This window comes from Phytohabitans houttuyneae (genome assembly GCF_011764425.1).
Classification (GTDB): Bacteria; Actinomycetota; Actinomycetes; order Mycobacteriales; family Micromonosporaceae; genus Phytohabitans; species Phytohabitans houttuyneae.
Genome location: NZ_BLPF01000002.1, coordinates 965600 through 983851, shown reverse-complemented (window position 1 = coordinate 983851; position 18252 = coordinate 965600). Strand labels below are relative to the sequence as shown.

At 71.1% G+C, this 18252-nt stretch carries 18 protein-coding genes and 1 pseudogene; 12 read left to right on the top strand and 7 right to left on the bottom strand.

Annotation, left to right across the window (positions count from 1 at the left end):
• Positions 1-112: 112 nt before the first annotated feature.
• Together Phou_RS27865 and Phou_RS27860 are read right to left on the bottom strand one after the other, a co-directional pair.
• Positions 113-1177, bottom strand: coding sequence for a S1C family serine protease (locus Phou_RS27865; protein ID WP_173060986.1), 1065 nt, complete (start codon positions 1175-1177; stop codon positions 113-115).
• 80 nt (positions 1178-1257) lie between these two features.
• Positions 1258-1647: a RidA family protein gene (locus tag Phou_RS27860; protein WP_173060983.1), complete on the bottom strand. Its 390-nt coding sequence runs from the start codon at positions 1645-1647 to the stop codon at positions 1258-1260.
• A 70-nt stretch (positions 1648-1717) separates the two neighbouring features.
• Between Phou_RS27860 and Phou_RS53100 the strand changes: the two genes are divergently transcribed.
• The 4 genes from Phou_RS53100 (at position 1718) to Phou_RS27845 (ending at position 4085) form a co-directional block, all read left to right on the top strand.
• Positions 1718-1906 (top strand): ABATE domain-containing protein, encoded by a 189-nt coding sequence (locus tag Phou_RS53100; RefSeq protein WP_246273901.1) that lies wholly within the window; start codon positions 1718-1720, stop codon positions 1904-1906.
• Positions 1903-2319 (top strand): CGNR zinc finger domain-containing protein, encoded by a 417-nt coding sequence (locus Phou_RS27855; RefSeq protein ID WP_246273900.1) that lies wholly within the window; start codon positions 1903-1905, stop codon positions 2317-2319. Before Phou_RS53100 ends, Phou_RS27855 begins: the two co-directional genes overlap by 4 nt.
• An 87-nt stretch (positions 2320-2406) precedes the next feature.
• Positions 2407-3165, top strand: a complete 759-nt coding sequence (locus Phou_RS27850; protein ID WP_173060980.1) for an alpha/beta fold hydrolase — start codon at positions 2407-2409, stop codon at positions 3163-3165.
• A 50-nt stretch (positions 3166-3215) separates the two neighbouring features.
• Positions 3216-4085 carry an endo alpha-1,4 polygalactosaminidase gene (locus Phou_RS27845; RefSeq protein ID WP_173060977.1) on the top strand — a complete coding sequence of 290 codons (870 nt, stop codon included), beginning with the start codon at positions 3216-3218 and terminating at the stop codon, positions 4083-4085.
• A 17-nt stretch (positions 4086-4102) separates the two neighbouring features.
• Here the strand turns inward: Phou_RS27845 and Phou_RS27840 are convergent, their stop codons facing one another.
• Together Phou_RS27840 and mddA are read right to left on the bottom strand one after the other, a co-directional pair.
• Positions 4103-6247, bottom strand: coding sequence for an alpha/beta fold hydrolase (locus Phou_RS27840; RefSeq protein WP_173060974.1), 2145 nt, complete (start codon positions 6245-6247; stop codon positions 4103-4105).
• Positions 6228-6995, bottom strand: coding sequence for a methanethiol S-methyltransferase (gene mddA / locus Phou_RS27835; protein ID WP_173060971.1), 768 nt, complete (start codon positions 6993-6995; stop codon positions 6228-6230). The genes Phou_RS27840 and mddA overlap by 20 nt, the downstream gene beginning before the upstream one ends.
• A gap of 99 nt (positions 6996-7094) precedes the next feature.
• On the opposite strand from mddA, the gene Phou_RS27830 reads away from it, so the two are divergent.
• Positions 7095-7700, top strand: coding sequence for a TetR/AcrR family transcriptional regulator (locus Phou_RS27830; RefSeq protein ID WP_173060968.1), 606 nt, complete (start codon positions 7095-7097; stop codon positions 7698-7700).
• Here the strand turns inward: Phou_RS27830 and Phou_RS27825 are convergent.
• Complete coding sequence (locus Phou_RS27825; protein WP_246273899.1) at positions 7660-8406, bottom strand: TetR/AcrR family transcriptional regulator; 747 nt, start codon at positions 8404-8406, stop codon at positions 7660-7662. The genes Phou_RS27830 and Phou_RS27825 overlap by 41 nt on opposite strands.
• 21 nt (positions 8407-8427) lie before the next feature.
• Here Phou_RS27825 and Phou_RS55675 point away from each other — a divergent pair.
• Together Phou_RS55675 and Phou_RS55670 are read left to right on the top strand one after the other, a co-directional pair.
• Positions 8428-8922, top strand: a pseudogene (locus Phou_RS55675) (FAD-dependent oxidoreductase); the annotation flags it as partial.
• A 323-nt stretch (positions 8923-9245) separates the two neighbouring features.
• A complete protein-coding gene (locus tag Phou_RS55670; protein ID WP_218579221.1) occupies positions 9246-9545 on the top strand; it encodes an FAD-dependent oxidoreductase in 300 nt (99 codons plus the stop codon).
• Between the two features lie 907 nt (positions 9546-10452).
• Here the strand turns inward: Phou_RS55670 and Phou_RS27815 are convergent.
• On the bottom strand, positions 10453-10977 hold the full coding sequence (locus tag Phou_RS27815; RefSeq protein ID WP_246274068.1) for a hypothetical protein: 525 nt from the start codon (positions 10975-10977) through the stop codon (positions 10453-10455).
• A gap of 289 nt (positions 10978-11266) precedes the next feature.
• Here Phou_RS27815 and Phou_RS27810 point away from each other — a divergent pair, with 289 nt between their 5' ends.
• From Phou_RS27810 to Phou_RS27800, 3 genes are read left to right on the top strand one after another with little or no spacing between them, the layout of a single operon-like run.
• Positions 11267-11788 carry a SigE family RNA polymerase sigma factor gene (locus Phou_RS27810; RefSeq protein WP_173060965.1) on the top strand — a complete coding sequence of 174 codons (522 nt, stop codon included), beginning with the start codon at positions 11267-11269 and terminating at the stop codon, positions 11786-11788.
• Positions 11785-12936, top strand: coding sequence for a hypothetical protein (locus tag Phou_RS27805; RefSeq protein WP_173060962.1), 1152 nt, complete (start codon positions 11785-11787; stop codon positions 12934-12936). Before Phou_RS27810 ends, Phou_RS27805 begins: the two co-directional genes overlap by 4 nt.
• 40 nt (positions 12937-12976) lie before the next feature.
• On the top strand, positions 12977-13465 hold the full coding sequence (locus Phou_RS27800; RefSeq protein WP_173060959.1) for a hypothetical protein: 489 nt from the start codon (positions 12977-12979) through the stop codon (positions 13463-13465).
• 95 nt (positions 13466-13560) lie between these two features.
• Here the strand turns inward: Phou_RS27800 and Phou_RS27795 are convergent, their stop codons facing one another.
• Entirely contained in the window at positions 13561-14370 is an 810-nt protein-coding gene (locus tag Phou_RS27795) for a hypothetical protein (RefSeq protein WP_173060956.1), read from the bottom strand.
• A gap of 153 nt (positions 14371-14523) precedes the next feature.
• Here Phou_RS27795 and Phou_RS27790 point away from each other — a divergent pair, with 153 nt between their 5' ends.
• Together Phou_RS27790 and Phou_RS27785 are read left to right on the top strand one after the other, a co-directional pair.
• Positions 14524-16785: a catalase gene (locus Phou_RS27790; protein ID WP_173060953.1), complete on the top strand. Its 2262-nt coding sequence runs from the start codon at positions 14524-14526 to the stop codon at positions 16783-16785.
• A 73-nt stretch (positions 16786-16858) separates the two neighbouring features.
• Complete coding sequence (locus Phou_RS27785; RefSeq protein WP_246273898.1) at positions 16859-18169, top strand: LacI family DNA-binding transcriptional regulator; 1311 nt, start codon at positions 16859-16861, stop codon at positions 18167-18169.
• Positions 18170-18252 lie beyond the last annotated feature (83 nt).

The following is an 18252-nucleotide window of genomic DNA, read 5'->3' as shown; positions in this document are numbered from 1 at the left end:
GCGCCGCCTGCTGCGCGGACGCCTCCCGGATCGCGTAGTGGCGCGTGGTGAAGCCCCGGCTGAGGCTCACGCTTCCTCCTCCGGCCGGCCCCCACCCACCATGCCACGAGGCTCAGGCCGCGGTCACGGCCACGTTGGCCGTCTGCGCCGCCCCGCCGCGGGTGTAGCTCACCGGTACCGTGTCGCCGGGGTTGTGGCTGCGGATCGCGACCTGCATCTGATCGACGCTGTTGACCGCGGCGTCGCCGATCCTGGTGATGACGTCACCCGCCTGGATCCGCGCGGCGGCGGCGCCGAGTCCGGGCAGCACCTGCTCGACCCGCGCGCCGCGGGGAAGCCCTGTCGCGCTGGCCATCTCGTCGGTGACCGTCACCGCGAGGACGCCGATGGTCGGATGCGTGGCCCGCCCGTTTTCGATGAGCTCGTCCGCGACAGCGTTCGCGAAGGTGATGGGGATGGCGAAGTTCAGCCCGATGCTGCCCCCGCCGCCTCCCGGCACCTGCGCGCCGGCCGTGTTGACGGCGATCTGGCGGCCGGCGCAGTCCGTGAGCGGGCCGCCGCTGTTGCCCGGGTTGATCGCGGCGTCGGTCTGCACCGTGTTGACCAGCGTGGCGGGTCGCGCGCCCTCCCCCACGTCGACGTACCTGTTCAGCGCGCTCACGACGCCGGCCGTGATCGTGCCGGACAGTCCCAGCGGGGAGCCCGCCGCGACGACCGGCTGCCCGACGATGAGCGCGGCCGAGTCGCCGAGCGCGATCGGCACCAGGCCGCCACCGGGCGGCTGCGCCCGCACGACGGCCAGGTCGGTCGCCGGGTCACGGCCGACGATGGCCGCCGCGACCTGCGTGTACCCGCGGGCGAAATCGACCGTCACGGTGCCGCCGGGCACCGCCTGCGCGATCACGTGGTCGTTGGTCAGGATGTTGCCCTGCTGGTCGAGGACCGACCCGGATCCGTTGCCCGAACCAGCGGGTCCGCGCACGTGGATCGTCACCAGCGAGGGCAGCACCGCGGCCGACACCTCGGCGACATCACATCCCGCGCCGCTGGACGCGGGCCGTTCGGCGGCGGTGTCCGGGTCGGAGCGCAGTCCCGCACCGACCAGCCCGCCGAGCGTGGCCGACAGCACCGCCAGCGCCACCGCACCCACCACCAAGCGCCTGGTCGTGAAGTGCATGGCAGAGCCTCCTCATCCGGAGGCTACAACCATGACAAAAGACGCGAGAGGTACATAGAGCAACGCGCTTCTGGTCGTCGTCAGACGACCGCGACGGCGTCGATCTCAACGAGGACGCCGGGACCCAGGGCCGCGACCACGTGGACCGTGATGGCCGGCGGCGGGTCGGACCTGTCCCACACCTCCTGGAAGGCGGCCACACCCTCGTCGAAGCTCTGGCCCTCCACCGTGGCGATCCGCCAATGCACGATGTTGGCCAGGCTCGCGCCCTCGCTCTCCAGGATTGTCGCCAGGTTGCGGAACGCCTGCCTGGACTGCTCCCCCACCGTGGGACCGACGACCTTGCCATCGGCGTCGACGCCGTTCTGCCCGCCGATGTAGATCGTCTTTGTCGGCTGCTCGACCACGACGGCCTGGCTGAAGGCGGGGCTGCGGTGCAGTCCCTCCGGGTTGATGTGCCGGACACCCATGTCGTTGCCTCCTCGATCGGTGACACCGCTTAAACCGGTGTCTGCTTCCGACACCAGTTATAGTGGGTTCATGCGAGCGGGCGCAACCGGAAGGCTCTTGCAGGACCCCAAGGGCGGGTCGTTCTGGTTCGACGCCGGCGCCGTCTGCCTGGACTTCGCCCACACCGGCGGCGAGGGGCAGTACGCGAAGTTCGAGTCCCTGCACGAGCCGGCCGACCTGGCCGAATGGCTGGGCCAGCCACCGCTGGGGCCGTCATGACGGTCCCCGTCACGGCGGCCGACCTGGCCGCCGCCAAGACCCTGCGCCAGGCGATCTGGGAGGCGGCACACGCCCGGGCGGCGGGCCGCCCGCTGCCCGCCGGAGCGCTGGCCGCCATCAACCGCTCCGCGACCGCGGCGCCGCTGGTCCCGGAGCTCGCCGCGGACGGCGCCACCGCCGGGTGGGCACCGCCGGTCGAGGTGACGCAGGTCCTGTCGACACTGGCCCGCGAGATGATCGAGCTGCTGTCCGGGCCGCTGTCCGGGCGCATCCGCGAGTGCGCGAGCGACAACTGCCCGATGGTCTTCGTCGACTCCTCCCGCCCCGGCGCCCGGCGCTGGTGCGCGATGGAGCGCTGCGGAAACCGCCACAAGCTGCGGGCCCTGCGCGCGCGGCGGGCCACAGAGCCGTAGCCTGCCGGCTCCGCACCAGTCATCTGACAGATGCCCGCGCCGGCCCGCGAGCCGTAGCGTCCCATGCCAGCGACGAAGGGAATCGACATGGCGCAAGGCGCGTACGCCCAGGTGAACGGCATCGACCTCTACTACGAAATCCTCGGCGCCGACCGGCCCGGCCGACCGCTGATCATGTTGCATGGCGGCGTGCTCACGTTCCATCTGAGCTTCGACGCCTTGCTGCCGACGCTGACCGCCGAGCGGAAGGTGATCGGCGTCGAGCTGCAGGGACACGGACACACGGCCGACAGCGACCGGCCGTTCTCCATCCGGCAGTGCGCCGAGGACGTGATCGCGCTGCTCGACCAGCTCGGCATCGAGCAGGCCGACTTCTTCGGGTACAGCCTGGGTGGGCTTGTCTCCACCGAGGTCGCCGTCCGGGCCCCGGAGCGGGTCGGCCGGGTCGTGCTGGCGGCCTCGCATTTCCGGCCGGACGCCTACTACCCCGAGATCACGGCGCCGGAGGGGGATTCGCCTCGGCTGCCGACCGAGGAGGAGTCCGTGGCCATGAAGCGCGCCTACGACGAGGTGGCGCCGAACCCCGAGGACTTCTTCCCGTTCGTGGAGAAGATCCAGCCGGCGGTACACGACTTCGAAGCGTGGACCGACGAACAGCTGGCCCGGATGACCATGCCGGTACTCATCATCATCGGCGACACCGACTTCATCCGGCTCGAGCACGCCGTCCAGATGAAGCAGCTGGTGCCCAATGCCCAGCTGGCGATCCTGCCAGGCACGAAGCACATGCATGTCATCCGGCCCGAGTTCGTGCTGCCGATGGTGACGGCGTTCCTGCGGCAGTGATCAGAGCCGAAAGGGCCGGCGCGCCATGCTCCGCCGTTTACGGTGAAACGGTGAGCGATGGCTGGCTGCGCCGTCTCGGTGGGCTGACGCTGATCTGCGGCCTGCTGGGTGCGTGCGCCGACCAGAGCCCGGCCCCGGCCGGCACACCCGCGGACTCGCGCGTCGCCCTACCGGCGACAAACCAGGCTTGGCGGCCGCCGCCGGCCAACGCGGTCTTCGACTACCAGATCGGCGGCCCGTACCCGCCGGCCGAGGAGGTCGGTGTGCTCGTCCGGGACCGTGCGGCGCCGCCGGTGTCCGGGCGATACACCATCTGCTACGTGAACGCGTTCCAGACCCAGCCTGACGACAACTCGTGGTGGCAGTCCCACCACGACTCACTGCTGTTGAAGGATCGCGGGGGGCGGTACGTCGAGGACCCCGACTGGCCCGGCGAACACCTGCTGGACATCTCCACCCCGGAGCGGCGGACCGAGCTGGCCGCCATCGTCGGCGGCTGGTTCGCCGACTGCGCCGCGCACGGCTTCGACGCGGTCGAGCCGGACAACCTCGACTCCTGGACCCGCTCCGACAGCCTGCTGTCCCAGGCCGACGCGGTCGCTTTCGCCCGCCAGCTTGTCGAGGCCGCACACACGCGGGGACTGGCCGTCGGGCAGAAGAACACCCCGGACCTGAGCCAGACCGGCCGCGACGACATCGGCTTCGACTTCGCCCTCGCCGAGGAGTGCGCCGTCTACGAGGAATGCGATCTCTACCAGGCCGCCTACGGCAACCAGGTCTACGAGATCGAGTACACGGACAACGGCACCGACGCCTACCGTCGCGCCTGCGCCGACCGCGGTGCCCAAATCTCGATCATCCTCCGCGACCGGGACGTCGTCCCCGCGGGCGCCAGCGGCTATCACCACGAACACTGCTAGGCCCTGCGGCCGGTGGGTCACAGAAGGTCGGCGAGCAGTGCGGCCGCGCGGGCGGCGCCGTCCGTGGGAACGGGACGGTACCGCACCTCGCGGCCGATCTCGGCGGTGATCGCGTCGGCGAGCGAGTCGGGCGTGAGGTCGGCGTAGTCGAGGCGGCGGCCCGCGCCGTGGCGGCGGAGCCGGTGCGCCACGTGGAAGTTCTGCTCGAAGTGTTGGCGCAGCGGCACGTAGATGAACGGCCGGTTGGTGGCGGTCAGCTCCATGCACGTCGTCAGGCCGCCCTGCACGACGGCCAGGTCGCAGGCCGCGAGGTGCCGGTGCAGGTCCGGCACGTACGGCCGGATCTCCAAGCCGTCGCGGGTCGGCAGCGAGCCCGGGTCGATGCGCGGGCCGGTGACCACGATCATCCGCAGGCCGGCGACGCGGCGGGACGCCTCGGGGAAGGCGTCGACGACACGGCGCAGCATGTCGGTACCGACGCCGGAGCCGCCGACGGTCACCACGCAGACCCGCTCGCCGGGCCGGTAGCCGAGCTGCGCCCGCAGCGCCGCGCGGTCGGTGTAGTCGCCGGGGTCGAAGCCGGTGACGTACCCGGAGAAGTCGTAGTGCGCCTGCGTCCACTCGCGAATCGGTGGCAGGTCCCGGCCGAAGCGGTCCGGCACGATGTCGTCCGGGTCGCCGACGTACACCGCGCGGTCACGCAGCCGCGGGAAGCGCGCGATGTGGCCGATCATCTCGGCGTTGTAGTCGGCGGCGACCAGCGGCTCCCGCTCGCCGCCGCCGGGCATCGGCAGGTAGCCGACGAAGTCGGTCAGCCAGGCGTAGGCGAACCGCTTGAGCTCCGGGTTTTCGTGCAGGAAGTGGTCGACGTCCCAGGCCTCGTCGCCGACGACCAGGTCGTACCGCTCTTCGGTGACCACGTCCCGGAACACCATGAAGTTCGACAGCAGGATCTCGTCCATCCGGCGCAGCGCCTGGAAGCAGTGCAGGTCGTGCTCACCCGCCTCGCTCTCGATGTGCTCGGACTCGTTGGCCAGCCACCGGCTCGCCGGATGGACGTGCTCGCCGGCGTCGTCGAGCATCCGCGTGACCGGATGCTGGGTCAGCCAGTCGATTCGCGCGTCCGGGTGGCGCGCGCGCAGCTCGCGGGCGATGGCCAGGTCGCGCCGCGCGTGTCCCAGCCCGATCGGAGAGCACAGGTAGAGCACCCGCTTGCGCCGCCGGTCCCACCGGGTCCACGTGCGGCGGGACGGCGCCGGCGGGCGGAACCGCTCGGCGAACGCGCGGATCAGCAGGTTGAGCCGGACCGGATCGCGGGCCATCGGGATGTGGCCGGCGCCTTCCAGCACCACAAGCTCGCCACCGGACAGCTCGGCGACCCGCTCACCGCAGCGCAGTGGGATCACGCGGTCCTCGTCACCGTGGATGGCCAGCAGTGGTGACGCGATGCGCGCGCACCAACCTTCGACGGTTTCCCGCTTCGGGTAGGCCGCGGCCGACTCCGCGGCGAGCACCGCGCCGCTCGTCTCCAGACCCCAGGCGACCGCGTCCTCGATGGGTTTGGTGGAGTGCGCCTCGCTGAAGCACTGTCCGAAGAAGAACCAGAGGAAGTCCTCGTACCGCTCCAGCCAGTACTCCCGGTTGTATTTCGCCCAGTGCTCGCCGGGGTCGGTGCCGAGCGCCGGCACCCCCGACGGTTCGAGCAGCGGTGCGGGCCCGGTCAGCGACATGTGCGCGGCGCGCACCGGGTCGCGCGGCGCGAGCGGGACCGCGGCGCCGACGACGATCGTGCCGTGTACCCGCGACGCGTGCTCGGCGGCAAGCTCCAGCGCCCAGTTGGCGGCCCGCGACAGCCCGACGACGACGGCCCGGTCGGTGCCGGTGGCGTCGAGGACGGCGAGCGCGTACGCCACCTGTGCCGCCTGCCCGTACGCGGCGGGTGTGACCGGCCGGTCGGACTGCCCGTTGCCCGGACCGTCGTACACGACGACCCGGAAATGCCGGGCCAGGTAAGGCACCTGGAGCTTCCAGAATCGCTTGTGGACGATCGTCCAGGTCGGCAGCAGGAGGATGGTGGGCCCGCCGGACCCGTGTACCTCGTAGTGGATTTTGACGCCGAGGTGCTCGACGAAGCCTTCGGTGTCAGCCTGCCTGGCGTGCATGCCGCCGCCTCCCCCCGATTGCGCTTGGGCGCGGCACAAAGCGCGGTACACGCGCAAGATACCTCTCGTACGGCTCGCCGAGCTGGCGGCGCAGGTCGTGCTCCTCCAGCCGCACGGCGACGAGGATGTAGCCGGTGGCCGCCGCGGCGAAGAGCAGCCGTCCGGCGCTCATGTCGGGTGTGACCCAGAAGGCGATCAGGAAGCCGACCATGAGCGGGTGGCGGACCAGCCGGTACAGCCACGGCTCGCGAAAGTCGGGCTCCGCGTAGCGGCGCTCGCGGGCCCGCGACAGCACCTGCCGCAGGCCGAAGAGGTCGAAGTGACCGATGAGGAACGTGCTGAGCAGCAGGACGGCCCAGCCCAGCGCGTACCCCGCCCAGAGCAGTGCCCGCGCCCAGGTGACCTCCACCGACCAGATGTGGTCCGGCAGCGGCCGCCATTGCCACAGCAGCAGCGCGACGACGAGGCTGGCCGCCAGCACGTACGTGCTGCGCTCGATGGCCGGCGGGACGGTCCGCGTCCACCACCGCTTGAACCAGGGTCGCGCCATCACGCTGTGCTGGACGGCGAAGACGCCCAGCAGCGCCAGGTCGACGAGCACCGCTCGCCAGGCCGGGCCGGCCGGGCCGTCGTCGACGTCCTTGGGCACGCCCACGCCGGCGAGAAAGCCGACCGTGTAGACCAGCACTGCGACAAACAGGGCGTACGCCGCGAGTCCGTACGCCAGCACCGATGCGCGGCGAAGCATGTCCATCCCCTCCCGTTCGGTCGACCGACCGATAAGATGGGACGCTAGCATTCGGTCGACTGACCGACAAGTGTCGGAAATCGGCGACGGGAGCGTGCGATGGCGGAGCGAAGCGGCGAGACGGCGGACCGGATCCTGCAGGCCGCGCGCGACGCCCTGCTCGCCGACGGCTACGCGGCGCTCTCCACCAGGCGGGTCGCCGACCTGGCCGGCGTGCCGCTCAGCCAGATCCACTACCACTTCGGCGGCAAGCAGGGCCTGATCCTCGCGTTGCTCGACCGGGAAAACGCCCGGCTGGTCGAGCGCCAGCGCCAGATGTACGGCACGGAGACGCCGCTGTGGAAGCGCTACGAGCAGGCGTGCGACTTCCTGGAGGACGACCTCGCCTCGGGGTACGTGCGGGTGCTGCAGGAGATGATGGCCGCCGGCTGGTCCGACCCGGCGCTGGCGCGGCAGGTCGTGGCGCTGCTCAACGCGTGGTTCACCGTGCTGGAGGAGGTGGCGCACGAGGCGCAGGGTCGGTTCGGGTCGCTCGGCCCCTTCACACCCGGCGACCTCGCGGGCCTGATCGGCCTGTCGTTTCTGGGCGGCGAGGCGGTCATCCTGCTCGGCGAGGAGCAGTGGAGCCGGCGGGTGCGCGGCAGCCTGCGCAGCGTCGGCGAGCTCATCCGCCGCTTCGAGGAGCCTTCGTCCGGGGATGGCTGATGACGCCGTCCAGGATGGTGGTCAGGCTGTGGTGGAAGGTCACCTCGGCGTCGAGGTGGGCGCCGTCGACGACGAGCCGGGCGACGGTGGGATAGCGGCCCGTTTCGAGCATGCGGGTCAGGTAGGGCCCGAGGGCGGCCTGCCAGGTGGACACGTCGGTGCCGGTCGAGCGGGCGGTGCGGCGCTCGGTGACCTCCCTGCGGAGGGCCCCGACGATGAACGCGTTGAGGACGCCCAAGGCCCGCTGGAGGTCGTCGATATCGCGCACGCCGGGGGCCCGGCTGAGCGCCGCCGCGGTCGCCTCGCCCACGGCGAGCGCGTGAGGTCCCAGGTGTGGCCTTCCGCCGAGCAGGTCGACAAACCACTCGTGGTCGAGAGCGACCTCGCGGGTCCGGTGGACGATGGCCAGCACCGTGGTGCGCCACCCTGAGTGCTGGCCGGCCTCGGCGATCCGGGCATACACGGCGTCGACCATCAGATCGAGCAGCTCGGACCTGTTCACCACGTAGTCGTAGAGCCGCATCGGACCGACGCCGAGCTCCTTCGCGATCTTGCGTACCGACAGCCCGTCGAGACCGTGCGCGTCGGCGATCCGGATCGCCGTGTCGGCGATCTTCGCGCGGCTCAGTGGCACCGGCGCCGCCCTCGGCGCGGGCTCGGGCCGCTCCCAGACGGGCAGTGGCGCGCTACCGTACGGTGTATCCACGAAATACAGCGTACGGTAAGGATGGTAGAGATGCGAATCGCGATCGCCGGCGGCGGCCTCGGCGGCCTGACGCTGGCCCGGATCCTGCACCGGCACGGCATCGACGCGGTCGTGTACGAGCGCGAGGAAGGCCGATCCGCGCGGTCACAGGGCGGGATGCTCGACCTGCATCCCGAGTCCGGGCAAAAGGCGCTGGCCGACGCCGGCCTCACCGGCCACTTCCGGTCGCAGGCGCGCCCCGAGGGCGAGGAGCACCGCATCCTCGACCCGGCCGGCCGCGCCCTCGTGCACCACACACCGGAGCCCGGCTCGTTCTCCGGACGCCCCGAGATCGACCGCGGGGCACTGCGCGACCTTCTGCTCGACTCGCTCCCCGATGGCACGGTCGCGTGGCACCACCGGCTCATCGCGGCGACACCACGACCCAGCGGAGGCTTCGCGCTCACGTTCGACGGCGGCCGCAGCGCCGACTGCGAGGTCCTCGTCGGCGCGGACGGCGCACGCTCGGCCGTCCGACCGCTGCTGACCGACGCGACACTGTCCCCCGTCGCCACCTTGGTGGAGCTGAGCATCGCCGACGCCGACCGCCGCCACCCCGAGCTCGCCGAGCTCGTCGGCCCCGGAAACCTCTGGTGCATCGGCGTGAGCCAGATCCTCGCGGCGCAACGCCAGGGCGACGGCAGCATCCGCGTCGGGATCTCCCTACCCGCCGACGACCGTCCCCTGGACGCCTACCGCGGCAAGCGCGCCCTGCTGGCCATGTTCGACGGCTGGGCCCCCGCCTCACGGCACTCATCGAAGCCGCCGACGGCCCGCCCGCCCCACGCCGGATCGAGGCGATGCCCACCGCGGCACGCTGGACCCACAAACCGGGCCTCACCCTCATCGGCGACGCCGCCCACCTCATGCCGCCGGTCGGCGAGGGCGCCAACCAAGCCATGCTCGACGCCGCCACACTCGCCGCCGAGCTCGCCGCCAACCCCGCCGACCCCGACTCGGCGATCCAGGCGTACGAGGAGGCGATGTTCGCCAGGATCCACCCGATCGCCGAGATGTCCGCCCGGGTCCAGGCCATGATGCTCTCCCCCACCGCGGCCGACGACGTCGTCCGCTTCTTCGCACCGCACCCCACCAGCTAGAGACATGTCCGCGGTGGTAGCCGCTTCAGAGGAATCAATTCGAAACGGATCCGGGCTACCGCGATGCCCGTCGTGGTCCGGACCGTTGCTCCCGCGGCCTCACCCGCCGCGGTGGGCAAGCCCACCCCAACCCCCGGTTGCCGTTGAGATCGTGGTCGTTTGCCGCCCACCGTGGGGGCAGCGACCACGATCTGCTCTATGGGCCTTTGTTGACACCGACCAAGGAACCACTGTGGTCCAGACCGTTGTTCACCCCCGCGGCCGCCCAGCTCAACCCGGGAGCCCGCTCCGGCAGATCTGCAAGTTGGGCGTCGAAATGGCGCGCCTCGACCTCCGGAGTTTGTCGTTGTCTGGGGGTGTTTCGCGATCAAGGTGGATGTGAGCTGCCGCTATGCCCGCGGTTGCCGCCTCACCCTCCGCGATCGCTCAGCTCAACCCAGGAGCCGCTCCAGGCAGATCTTGGCAAGTTAGCGTCGAAATAACGCGCCAACTCACCAAGATCTCGGGGCTCACATCGCCTGCAGCTGATCGACAGTCACAGACCGCGACGACGGTGCCGAACCGCGGGTGGACTCGCGCAGTCCCGCCTCGAAAGATCTGCCGAAGCACGGGTTGGGGGAAGATCAGAGGCTGCTGCGGCGCGGACACCGCGAGCTGGAAGACACCGGAAGCTGTCGCGCGGGAAGTAAACCCAAACTCCGACGTCGAGCGACCGCTAGGTCTCCACGATCTGCGGGAGCGGGGTGAGCTAAGGGACCGCGGAGGGTGAGGCCGCGGGAGCAACGGTCTGGACCACCGCGGGCGTCGCGGTAGCTCGCGTCTCGTTTGGGTTGGGTTTACTGAAGGCCGCGGAGACAAACGTGGTCGGGGTCGCCATCGGCGACCCCGACCACGCTCCCGGAGGAGGTCAGATCATCCAGCGGTTCTTCTGGACGAAGGGCAGGCGGGCCCAGAGCCGGCCCAGGCCCCAGGTGTGCCCGGCGTAGGTGAGCGCCAGCACCACCAGGACGATCGCGTAGATCAGGTGGTAGTCCATGAACGGGTTGGTCGAGCCCGACGCCTCACCAGCGGCGGTGAACCGGTCCGGCGGGAACTCCGCCGCCCACATCATCACCATGATCAAGGAACCGGCGGCCGCCGCGACGCGCAGGCCCACACCGGCGATCAGGGCCAGACCGACAGCACCCATACCGATCATGAACAGGGCGTCGACCCACCACAGACCGGCCATGTCGTGGGAGATCGACTGGAACGGGCCGACCTCCACGCGGGACAAGAAGCCCTTCGTGGGGGAGCCACCGTTGATCCACGCCCGCTCGTCCGGCGTGGCGAAGCCGAATCCGAACGTCTTGTCCAGGAACGCCCACAGGAACACGATGCCGGTGCTGATCCGCAACACCGCCAACGCCCGGGCGGCAGCAGTAGTAAGCATGTGGCCGGGAGCCTCGGCCTTCTCCAGCGCGTGCGCCGGGACCTTGACCTGGCCGGTGTTGGTGGTCATCGTTGCCTCCGGGAGTGGAAGTCTCACTTTTTCTTTGACACCCACAGCCTCTCGCCCCCCGCCCGTGCGCACCTGAGCCGGAACTCCCGACCTCCGCAGGACCAAGGTCCCCACCTTCCCGGGACCAACGGAAAAATCCTCGGCCCGCCCCCAACCTTTTCTGGCCGACCGTCGTCTTGGCTGGTACATCACCCTCAATGTCCGTCGAGAAGAGGCGCACGTGGACGCTCTCGCTCCTGACTTCGACGCGTTCGTCCGGGCCAGGACGCCAGCGCTGCTCCGGTCTGCGTACCTGCTGACCGGCGATCAGCACCTGGCCGAGGACCTCGTCCAGACCGCGCTCGGACTCACCCACCGCGCCTGGCGCAACCTGCACGCCACCGGCAACGCGGAGGCGTACGCCCGCAAGACGATGTACCACCTGCAGGTCTCCCGCTGGCGGCGACGGCGCATCGTCGAGTCGTTCACCGGTGACGTGCCGGACCGGAGCGGTGTACAGGTCGACCACGCCGAGCAGACCGTGCTGCGTCTGTCGTTGCGCAGCGCGCTGTCCCGCCTCACCGCCAAGCAGCGCGCGGTCATCGTCCTGCGGTTCTTCGACGACCTGACCGAGGCGCAGGCGGCCGAGACGCTGGGTGTCAGCGTCGGCACCATCAAAAGCCAGACCGCGAAGGCACTGGAACGGCTGCGCGACCTCGCGCCCGAACTCGCCGGCGTCAACGTGAGCGGAGATGCGCGATGACCGAGATCGACAACCTGCGCCGCGGTCTGAGCGAGCTCGCCACCGAGGTCGAAGCCGTCGACCTGCGCGAGCGGGCCCTGGCCACCTCCCACCGCATCCGCGTCCGCCGCACGGTCACCACCGCCGTGGCCGGCCTCGCGGTCGCCGCGGTGGCGCTGGGCACCGCCGTCACCGTCCAGGCCGACCGTTCACCACGTCCGCCGGCCGTCGACCCCGCGCCCTCACCGACGGTGCTGCCGACCGAGCAGCAGGTCAGCCCGGACCTGGGGCCCTTGAACTCGGCCACCCTCACCGTCCCCTCGTGGGGCGCCGGCGCACACGCCGGCTGCGTCACCGGCCGCATCACCGTGACCAACGGCCAGTACGTGCGCGACGCCGCCCACAAGACGGTGAACATCCTGTCGTACGTGACCGCGGACGTCGACCGCGACGGCACCGAGGACTACGTCGCCTACCTGATGTGCGGCGAAGGCCCGGAGTCGGGCGGCCGGCAGATCGTCGCGTTCCGCCGTAGCGGTCAGGAGCTGGCGCCGATCGGACGGGTCGTCGGCACCCAGGACGGCTTCGCGATGATGGACTACTTCGAGGCACGCGACGGCGGCCGGATCGCCGTGCTTGTCTCCGAGGAGTACACCGACATCGGCCAGAACGCCGTGCCGAACCAGTGGCGCACCTACGCGTTCCAGGACGGGCGGTTCCGGCAGGTGGAGGGTCCCACGACCTTCCCCGCTCAGCCACCGTCCGCGCAGCTGTCCGTCGAAACCTCCACATTGGCCTTCCAGCGGCAGGGCGGCGCGCTCACCGGCCAGCTGACGGTCACGGTGCGCAACACCGGCGCCATCGACGTCGCCCGCGTGGAGATCCTGTTCATCCTGCCGAGCCAGGTACAGCCGTCCGGAGACGACTGGCGCGACTGCACCGCCCGCCCAAGCCCGGACCATACGGCGCTGGTGTGCACCGTCCCCGGCCCGCGAGCGCAGTCCCGCGTGTCCGTGCCGTTCACCTTCGTGGCCACCGCCAAGCCGGTCCTGCTCGGCGACCCGATCACCCTCGGCAACCACTACCTGTCCCTCACCCAGGCCCCGCCCTTCAACGGGCAGGTCACCATCGGCACCCCGGAGACCGTCATCCCGATCACCGCGCCCTGAGCGCGGGCCCCCGCTTGCGGAGGCTGCGCACGATGATGCGGTGAACACCCGCGGCAGCACCGGCGACGCGCATCCTCCAGCTCGATGGTCGCCGGCGGAGCGGGCGATGTGGCGGGCGTACAGGCAAGGAGAATGGTGCACCCCCGCCGCCGGATCGACCGATCCCGCCCTGCGGGCCGACCGGATCTGGGGCGCCGTGCAGGACCTCGCGGTCGGGTACGGCTACCGCCCCGGGCGCGCGGCCGCCATCTTCGGGGCACTGCTGCTCGGCGGTACCGCCTACTTCGCGGCCGTGCCGGACTGTGCGGGAGCCGGCGGCCTGTGTCCGGTCAACGCGGGCGACCAGCGCACCTGGGACCCGTTCCTGTACGTGCTCGACGTCCTGGTGCCCATCGTCGACATCGGCCACGAGAAGGCCTGGAACCCCAACGGCCCGGACAAGGTCGTCATGATCGCGTTGCTGGTGAGCGGCTGGGTGTACGCGACCGCCCTGGTCGCGGCCGCCGGCCGGGCGCTGAGCCGGTCCTGACCGGCCGCCTGATCCGTTCGGGTCTGAGGCGCAGCCAGACCACCGTGCCGTGGGCCGACCTGCGCCTGGCCGACCGCCCCTGACCTCGTACCCGCTCAGTCGCCTGCCCGGGTGATCTCGCCGTTCCAGGAGCGGGCCACGTAGCCACCGGTCAGCTCCTGCAGGTTCAGCTGTACCTCGATCAGGGTGTTGATCTCTTGAAGCACCTCGTCGAGGTCTTCGAAGGTCACCTCGTAGCGGCTGCCGTGACCGGCCAGCTCCGGCTCCCCATGAAGCTGCGCAAGCTCGTCGGAGTCGGCGGCGACCTGCGGCCCGGTCGCGTGGGCGACCCACATCAGCGGACCGTCGTCGGCCCAGCGCACCGTCAGCCGGTGCTCGTCCTCGGCGATGACGAGCCCCTTGAGCTGCTGGGCGGCGTCGGCGAGCGTGAAGGCGCCGGTGAAGTAGACCTCGAAGTAGTCGCCGGCGTCGAACTCGGACAGCGCCTGCGCCGCGTGCTCGAAGACGGCGACGGCGTCTCCGGGCCGCGCCTGCGCCTCGCTGAGCGGCAGCTCGAGCTGGGGATCGAAGGCGGTCAGGCCGGTGACGGTCGCGACCACGTGCCCGACCCGGTAGAGGACGGCGACAACGGCCTCGGCGTCGGCCCCGGTGTACCAGAAGGGCACGCTCACCGATGCCCGGTCGGCCCGGCAGCGCACCTGGATGCCGCTGCGCTCGTGCGTCAGCCCACGCTCGGCCCCCGCGTCGTCCGTGCTCACGTCGCCGACGATCTGCTCGACCTGCCCGACCAGGACGTCCCACAGCGCCGGATCGAGACCGTCGCCCGCCGCAGCGGGCTCCGCTTCGAGCGCCTCGGCCCAGGACTGCCCGTCACGCTTGGGCACGATCACGAGGTCGTAGCTCATGGCCGCCAACCGTAGCCCAAATGGCATCAGCCACGGTGAATCCCGCCGCGAACCGCCGGTCTCGTCTCACAGATGGATTCCCGTTCGCCGTTAGAAGCCGCACCTCGGGGGTAACGGCGAATCCTCGAACACCCACCGGTAAGGAGCCGTCGTATGGATGCGCGCAAGCCCGTCGAAGTGGTCAAGGAGGCGGCGGAGAGCGCCGCGACCAAGCTGACCGGCGCAGGTACGCCCGTGGTGCCCGGCTCCCCCGGCAGCGGCACGCCGGCACTGGAGGAACCGACCGAACCGCGCGAGCCGCTGCCACCCAGGCCCGAGCAGGGAACGCCGGAGACGAGGACTCCCACCGGGGCTGTCACCGGATGCCCGGCCAGCGCGTTCGGCCAGCAGGGAGCGTTTCTCACCACCGCCAACGGGGCGCGGCTGCGCGACAGCGACCACTCCCTCAAGGCCGGCCCGCGCGGTCCGATCCTGCTGCAGGACCACCACTTCCGCGAGAAGATCACGCACTTCGACCACGAGCGGATCCCGGAGCGGGTGGTACACGCCCGCGGCACCGGCGCACACGGCGTGTTCACCGCCTACGGCACCGGCGCGGCGATCTGCCGGGCCGGGTTTCTGAAGAAGGGGCGTGAGACGCCGGTCTTCGTCCGCTTCTCCACCGTGCTCGGCTCGCGCGGCTCGGCCGACACGGTGCGCGACACTCGCGGGTTCGCCACGAAGTTCTACACCGACGAGGGCACCTTCGACCTGGTCGGCAACAACATTCCGGTCTTCTTCATCCAGGACGCGATCAAGTTTCCGGACATCATCCACGCGGGCAAGCCGCATCCCGACCGCGAGATCCCGCAGGCACAAAGTGCCCACGACACCTTCTGGGACTTCGTGTCGCTACACACCGAGGCGCAGCACCACACCATCTGGAACATGTCCGACCGGGGCATCCCCCGTTCGTACCGGACGATGGAAGGCTTCGGGGTACACACCTTCCGGCTGGTCAATGACGCCGGCGAGACGGTGCTGGTCAAGTTTCACTGGAAGCCCAAGCTCGGCGTGCACTCCCTGACCTGGGAGGAGGCGCAGTTGATCAGTGGGGTCGACCCGGACTTCCACCGCCGTGACCTGTACGACGCGATCGAGGCCGGCGCGTTTCCCGAGTGGGAGCTCGGCCTGCAGGTCTTCCCGGACAACCCGGAGGAGACGTTCGCCGGCATCGACCTGCTCGATCCCACCAAGATCGTGCCGGAGGAACTGGCCGAGGTGCAGCCGGTGGGCCGGCTGGTCCTCAACCGCACACCGACCAACTTCTTCGCCGAAACCGAGCAGGTCGCCTTCCACCTCGGAAACCTGCCGCCGGGTATCGACGTGACGAACGACCCGCTGCTGCAGGGCCGCCTCTTCTCGTACGTGGACACGCAGCTGACCCGCCTCGCCGGTCCGAACTTCACGCAGATCCCGATCAACGCCCCGCACGCGCCGGTCAACGACATGCTGCGCGACGGCTTCCACCAGCACGCGGTGCACGCCGGGGTCGCGCCCTACCGGCCCAACTCGCTCGACGGCGGCAACCCGTTCGAGGCCGGCGACGCGGAGAACGCGTTTGTCGACGTGCCGGTCCGCGTCGCCGAGGCGCCGAAAATCAGGGCCAATCCCGCCTCTTTCGACGACCACTTCAGCCAGGCACGGCTGTTCTGGCAGAGCATGTCGGCGGTCGAGAAGGAGCACATCGTCGCGGCATACACCTTCGAGCTGGGAAAGTGCTACGAGCAGGTGATCAAGGAGCGGCAGCTGCGCTGTCTGGCCCAGATCGACCCCGTGTTGTGCGAGCAGGTCGCGGTCGGCCTCGGCCTGCCGGTGCCCGCACCGGCGTCCGAGCTGGCCGACGTCACCGCCAGCCCGGCGCTGTCCCAGCTGGGAGCCGAGTGGCCGGCCGACGGCCGGATCGTCGGCATCGTGGCCGGGCCGGGCGCCGACCTCGTCGCGGTCACCGCGGTTCGCGAAGCCGCGCTCGGCGCGGGCCTGATGCCGCTGGTGATCGGGCCGCACGGCGGTCAGCTGGGCGACCTGGCCGTGCAGCGCACGTTCGACACCGCGCGATCGGTCGAGTTCGACGCGCTCCTGCTGGCCGACGCCCCCGGCCCGGCGCCCGGAGCGGTGGCCGCCCGCGACGCCAAGGCCGGCACCACCGCCCCGACGGCGATCGACCCGCGGGTGCTGCGCCTGATCGACGAGGCCTGGCGCCACGCCAAGCCGATCGGCGCCTGGGACGGCGGGACCACCGCGGTGCGGCAGGCGGGCATCGCCGACACACCCGGCGTCGTATCGGCGGGCGGGGGCGCGGATGCCTTCACCGCGGTACGCGAGCTGCTTGCCGGCCACCGGGTGTGGCACCGCTTCCTCACCTCGATCGCCTGACGCTGCCGCGCGGTCAGGCGTGGAGCCACGATGAGGCATTCGCATGGAGCTATCGCCCTAGTATCGTGGCCTCGTGCCTGACCGCGCCGCGGGAAACCTCACCGCACGGGGCGAGATCGAAAAGCTGCCCAGCGGTTCGCTGAGGGTGCGGGTCTACGCGGGCGTCGACCCGGTCAGCCGGAAGCGCCGCTACCTGGTGGAGACCGTCCCGGCCGGTCCGAGCGCGGCCGCGGACGCAGAGGCGGTGCGGGCACGCCTGGTGCGGGAGGTCGACACCCACCGCGCCAGCCGCACCAGGACGGGTGGCGCACCGGGCCCGGCCGCGCCGGCCGGCGGGCAGGCGGTGACGCCCGCTGTCGCCCGGCAGCGCGAGCGCCGCACCAGCGACCTGACCGGGGCCACGATCGCGCGGCTCGCCGGTGTCTCCACCGCGACGGTGTCCAAAGTGCTCAATGGACGCTCCGGGGTGGCGGCGAGGACCCGCCAGCGGGTGGAGACGGTGCTGCGGGAGCACCACTACCGCCGGCCGGACTCGCCCGCGCGGGCGGCGAGCATCGAGGTTGTCTTCTACGGCATGCTCAGCAACCTGGCCATCGCGGTGATGCACGGCGTGGAGCAGGTCGCCGGTGCCCACCACCTGTCGGTCGGCTTCACCGACGTGCTCCAGCTGTCGACCCATCGCTCCTGGGCGCAGGACCTGCTGGCCCGGCGCCCCACCGGCGTCGTCACCGTGCACCTCACCTCCCCCACCGAGCCGCACACGCTGCTGACCGCCAGCGCGATCCCGCTCGTCGCGCTCGATCCCACCGGCGAGCCCCAGCACCCGGTCCCGTCGGTCGGCGCAACCGACTGGAATGGCGCTCTGGCCGCCACCCGCCACCTGCTCGACCTCGGCCACCGCCGCATCGCCGTCATCACCGGGCCGCCTGACCGGCTGTGCGCCCGGGCCCGGCTTGACGGCATCCGGGCCGCGCTGGACGCCGAAGGGGTGCCGCTGGACCAGCGGCTGGTCCGCACGGGCCTGTGGTTCGCCTTCGAGGACGGCCTGAACCATGGGCGCGAGCTGCTGCGCCTGGCCGACCCGCCGACCGCCATCCTCTGCGGCAACGACCTGCAGGCGCTCGGCGTCTACGAGGCCGCCCGCCAGGCCGGCCGCATCATCCCGGACGAGCTCAGCGTCGTCGGGTTCGACGACATCGCCCCCGCCATGTGGTGCGGGCCGGCCATGACGACGGTGCGGCAGCCGTTCACCGAGATGGGCGCGACGGCGGCCAAGCTGGTGCTCGCCATCGCCGCCGGCAAGCCACTCGGCCACGACCGCGTCGAGCTCGCCACCACTCTCATCGTCCGCGACAGCACCGCGCCGCCGCGGCCGCCGGCGTGACAGGCCGTCCACCCCAGGAGTGCGAGCGGTGCCCCTGGCGTTTCGGCGACGTCAGGGACACCCGGATTACGTCCGTCAGCTCG

What these genes read in the sequence shown, in the direction of transcription:
- Phou_RS27855 (WP_246273900.1), top strand. Translation starts at nt 1,903, where the DNA reads ATGACGGTCCCCGTCACGGCGGCCGACCTGGCCGCCGCCAAGACCCTG.
- Phou_RS53100 (WP_246273901.1), top strand. Translation starts at nt 1,718, where the DNA reads ATGCGAGCGGGCGCAACCGGAAGGCTCTTGCAGGACCCCAAGGGCGGG.
- Phou_RS55670 (WP_218579221.1), top strand. Translation starts at nt 9,246, where the DNA reads ATGCCCACCGCGGCACGCTGGACCCACAAACCGGGCCTCACCCTCATC.
- Phou_RS27805 (WP_173060962.1), top strand. Translation starts at nt 11,785, where the DNA reads ATGACCGAGATCGACAACCTGCGCCGCGGTCTGAGCGAGCTCGCCACC.
- Phou_RS27815 (WP_246274068.1), bottom strand. Translation starts at nt 10,977, where the DNA reads ATGCTTACTACTGCTGCCGCCCGGGCGTTGGCGGTGTTGCGGATCAGC.
- Phou_RS27795 (WP_173060956.1), bottom strand. Translation starts at nt 14,370, where the DNA reads ATGAGCTACGACCTCGTGATCGTGCCCAAGCGTGACGGGCAGTCCTGG.
- mddA (WP_173060971.1), bottom strand. Translation starts at nt 6,995, where the DNA reads ATGCTTCGCCGCGCATCGGTGCTGGCGTACGGACTCGCGGCGTACGCC.
- Phou_RS27790 (WP_173060953.1), top strand. Translation starts at nt 14,524, where the DNA reads ATGGATGCGCGCAAGCCCGTCGAAGTGGTCAAGGAGGCGGCGGAGAGC.
- Phou_RS27840 (WP_173060974.1), bottom strand. Translation starts at nt 6,247, where the DNA reads ATGCACGCCAGGCAGGCTGACACCGAAGGCTTCGTCGAGCACCTCGGC.
- Phou_RS27830 (WP_173060968.1), top strand. Translation starts at nt 7,095, where the DNA reads ATGGCGGAGCGAAGCGGCGAGACGGCGGACCGGATCCTGCAGGCCGCG.
- Phou_RS27850 (WP_173060980.1), top strand. Translation starts at nt 2,407, where the DNA reads ATGGCGCAAGGCGCGTACGCCCAGGTGAACGGCATCGACCTCTACTAC.
- Phou_RS27865 (WP_173060986.1), bottom strand. Translation starts at nt 1,177, where the DNA reads ATGCACTTCACGACCAGGCGCTTGGTGGTGGGTGCGGTGGCGCTGGCG.
- Phou_RS27860 (WP_173060983.1), bottom strand. Translation starts at nt 1,647, where the DNA reads ATGGGTGTCCGGCACATCAACCCGGAGGGACTGCACCGCAGCCCCGCC.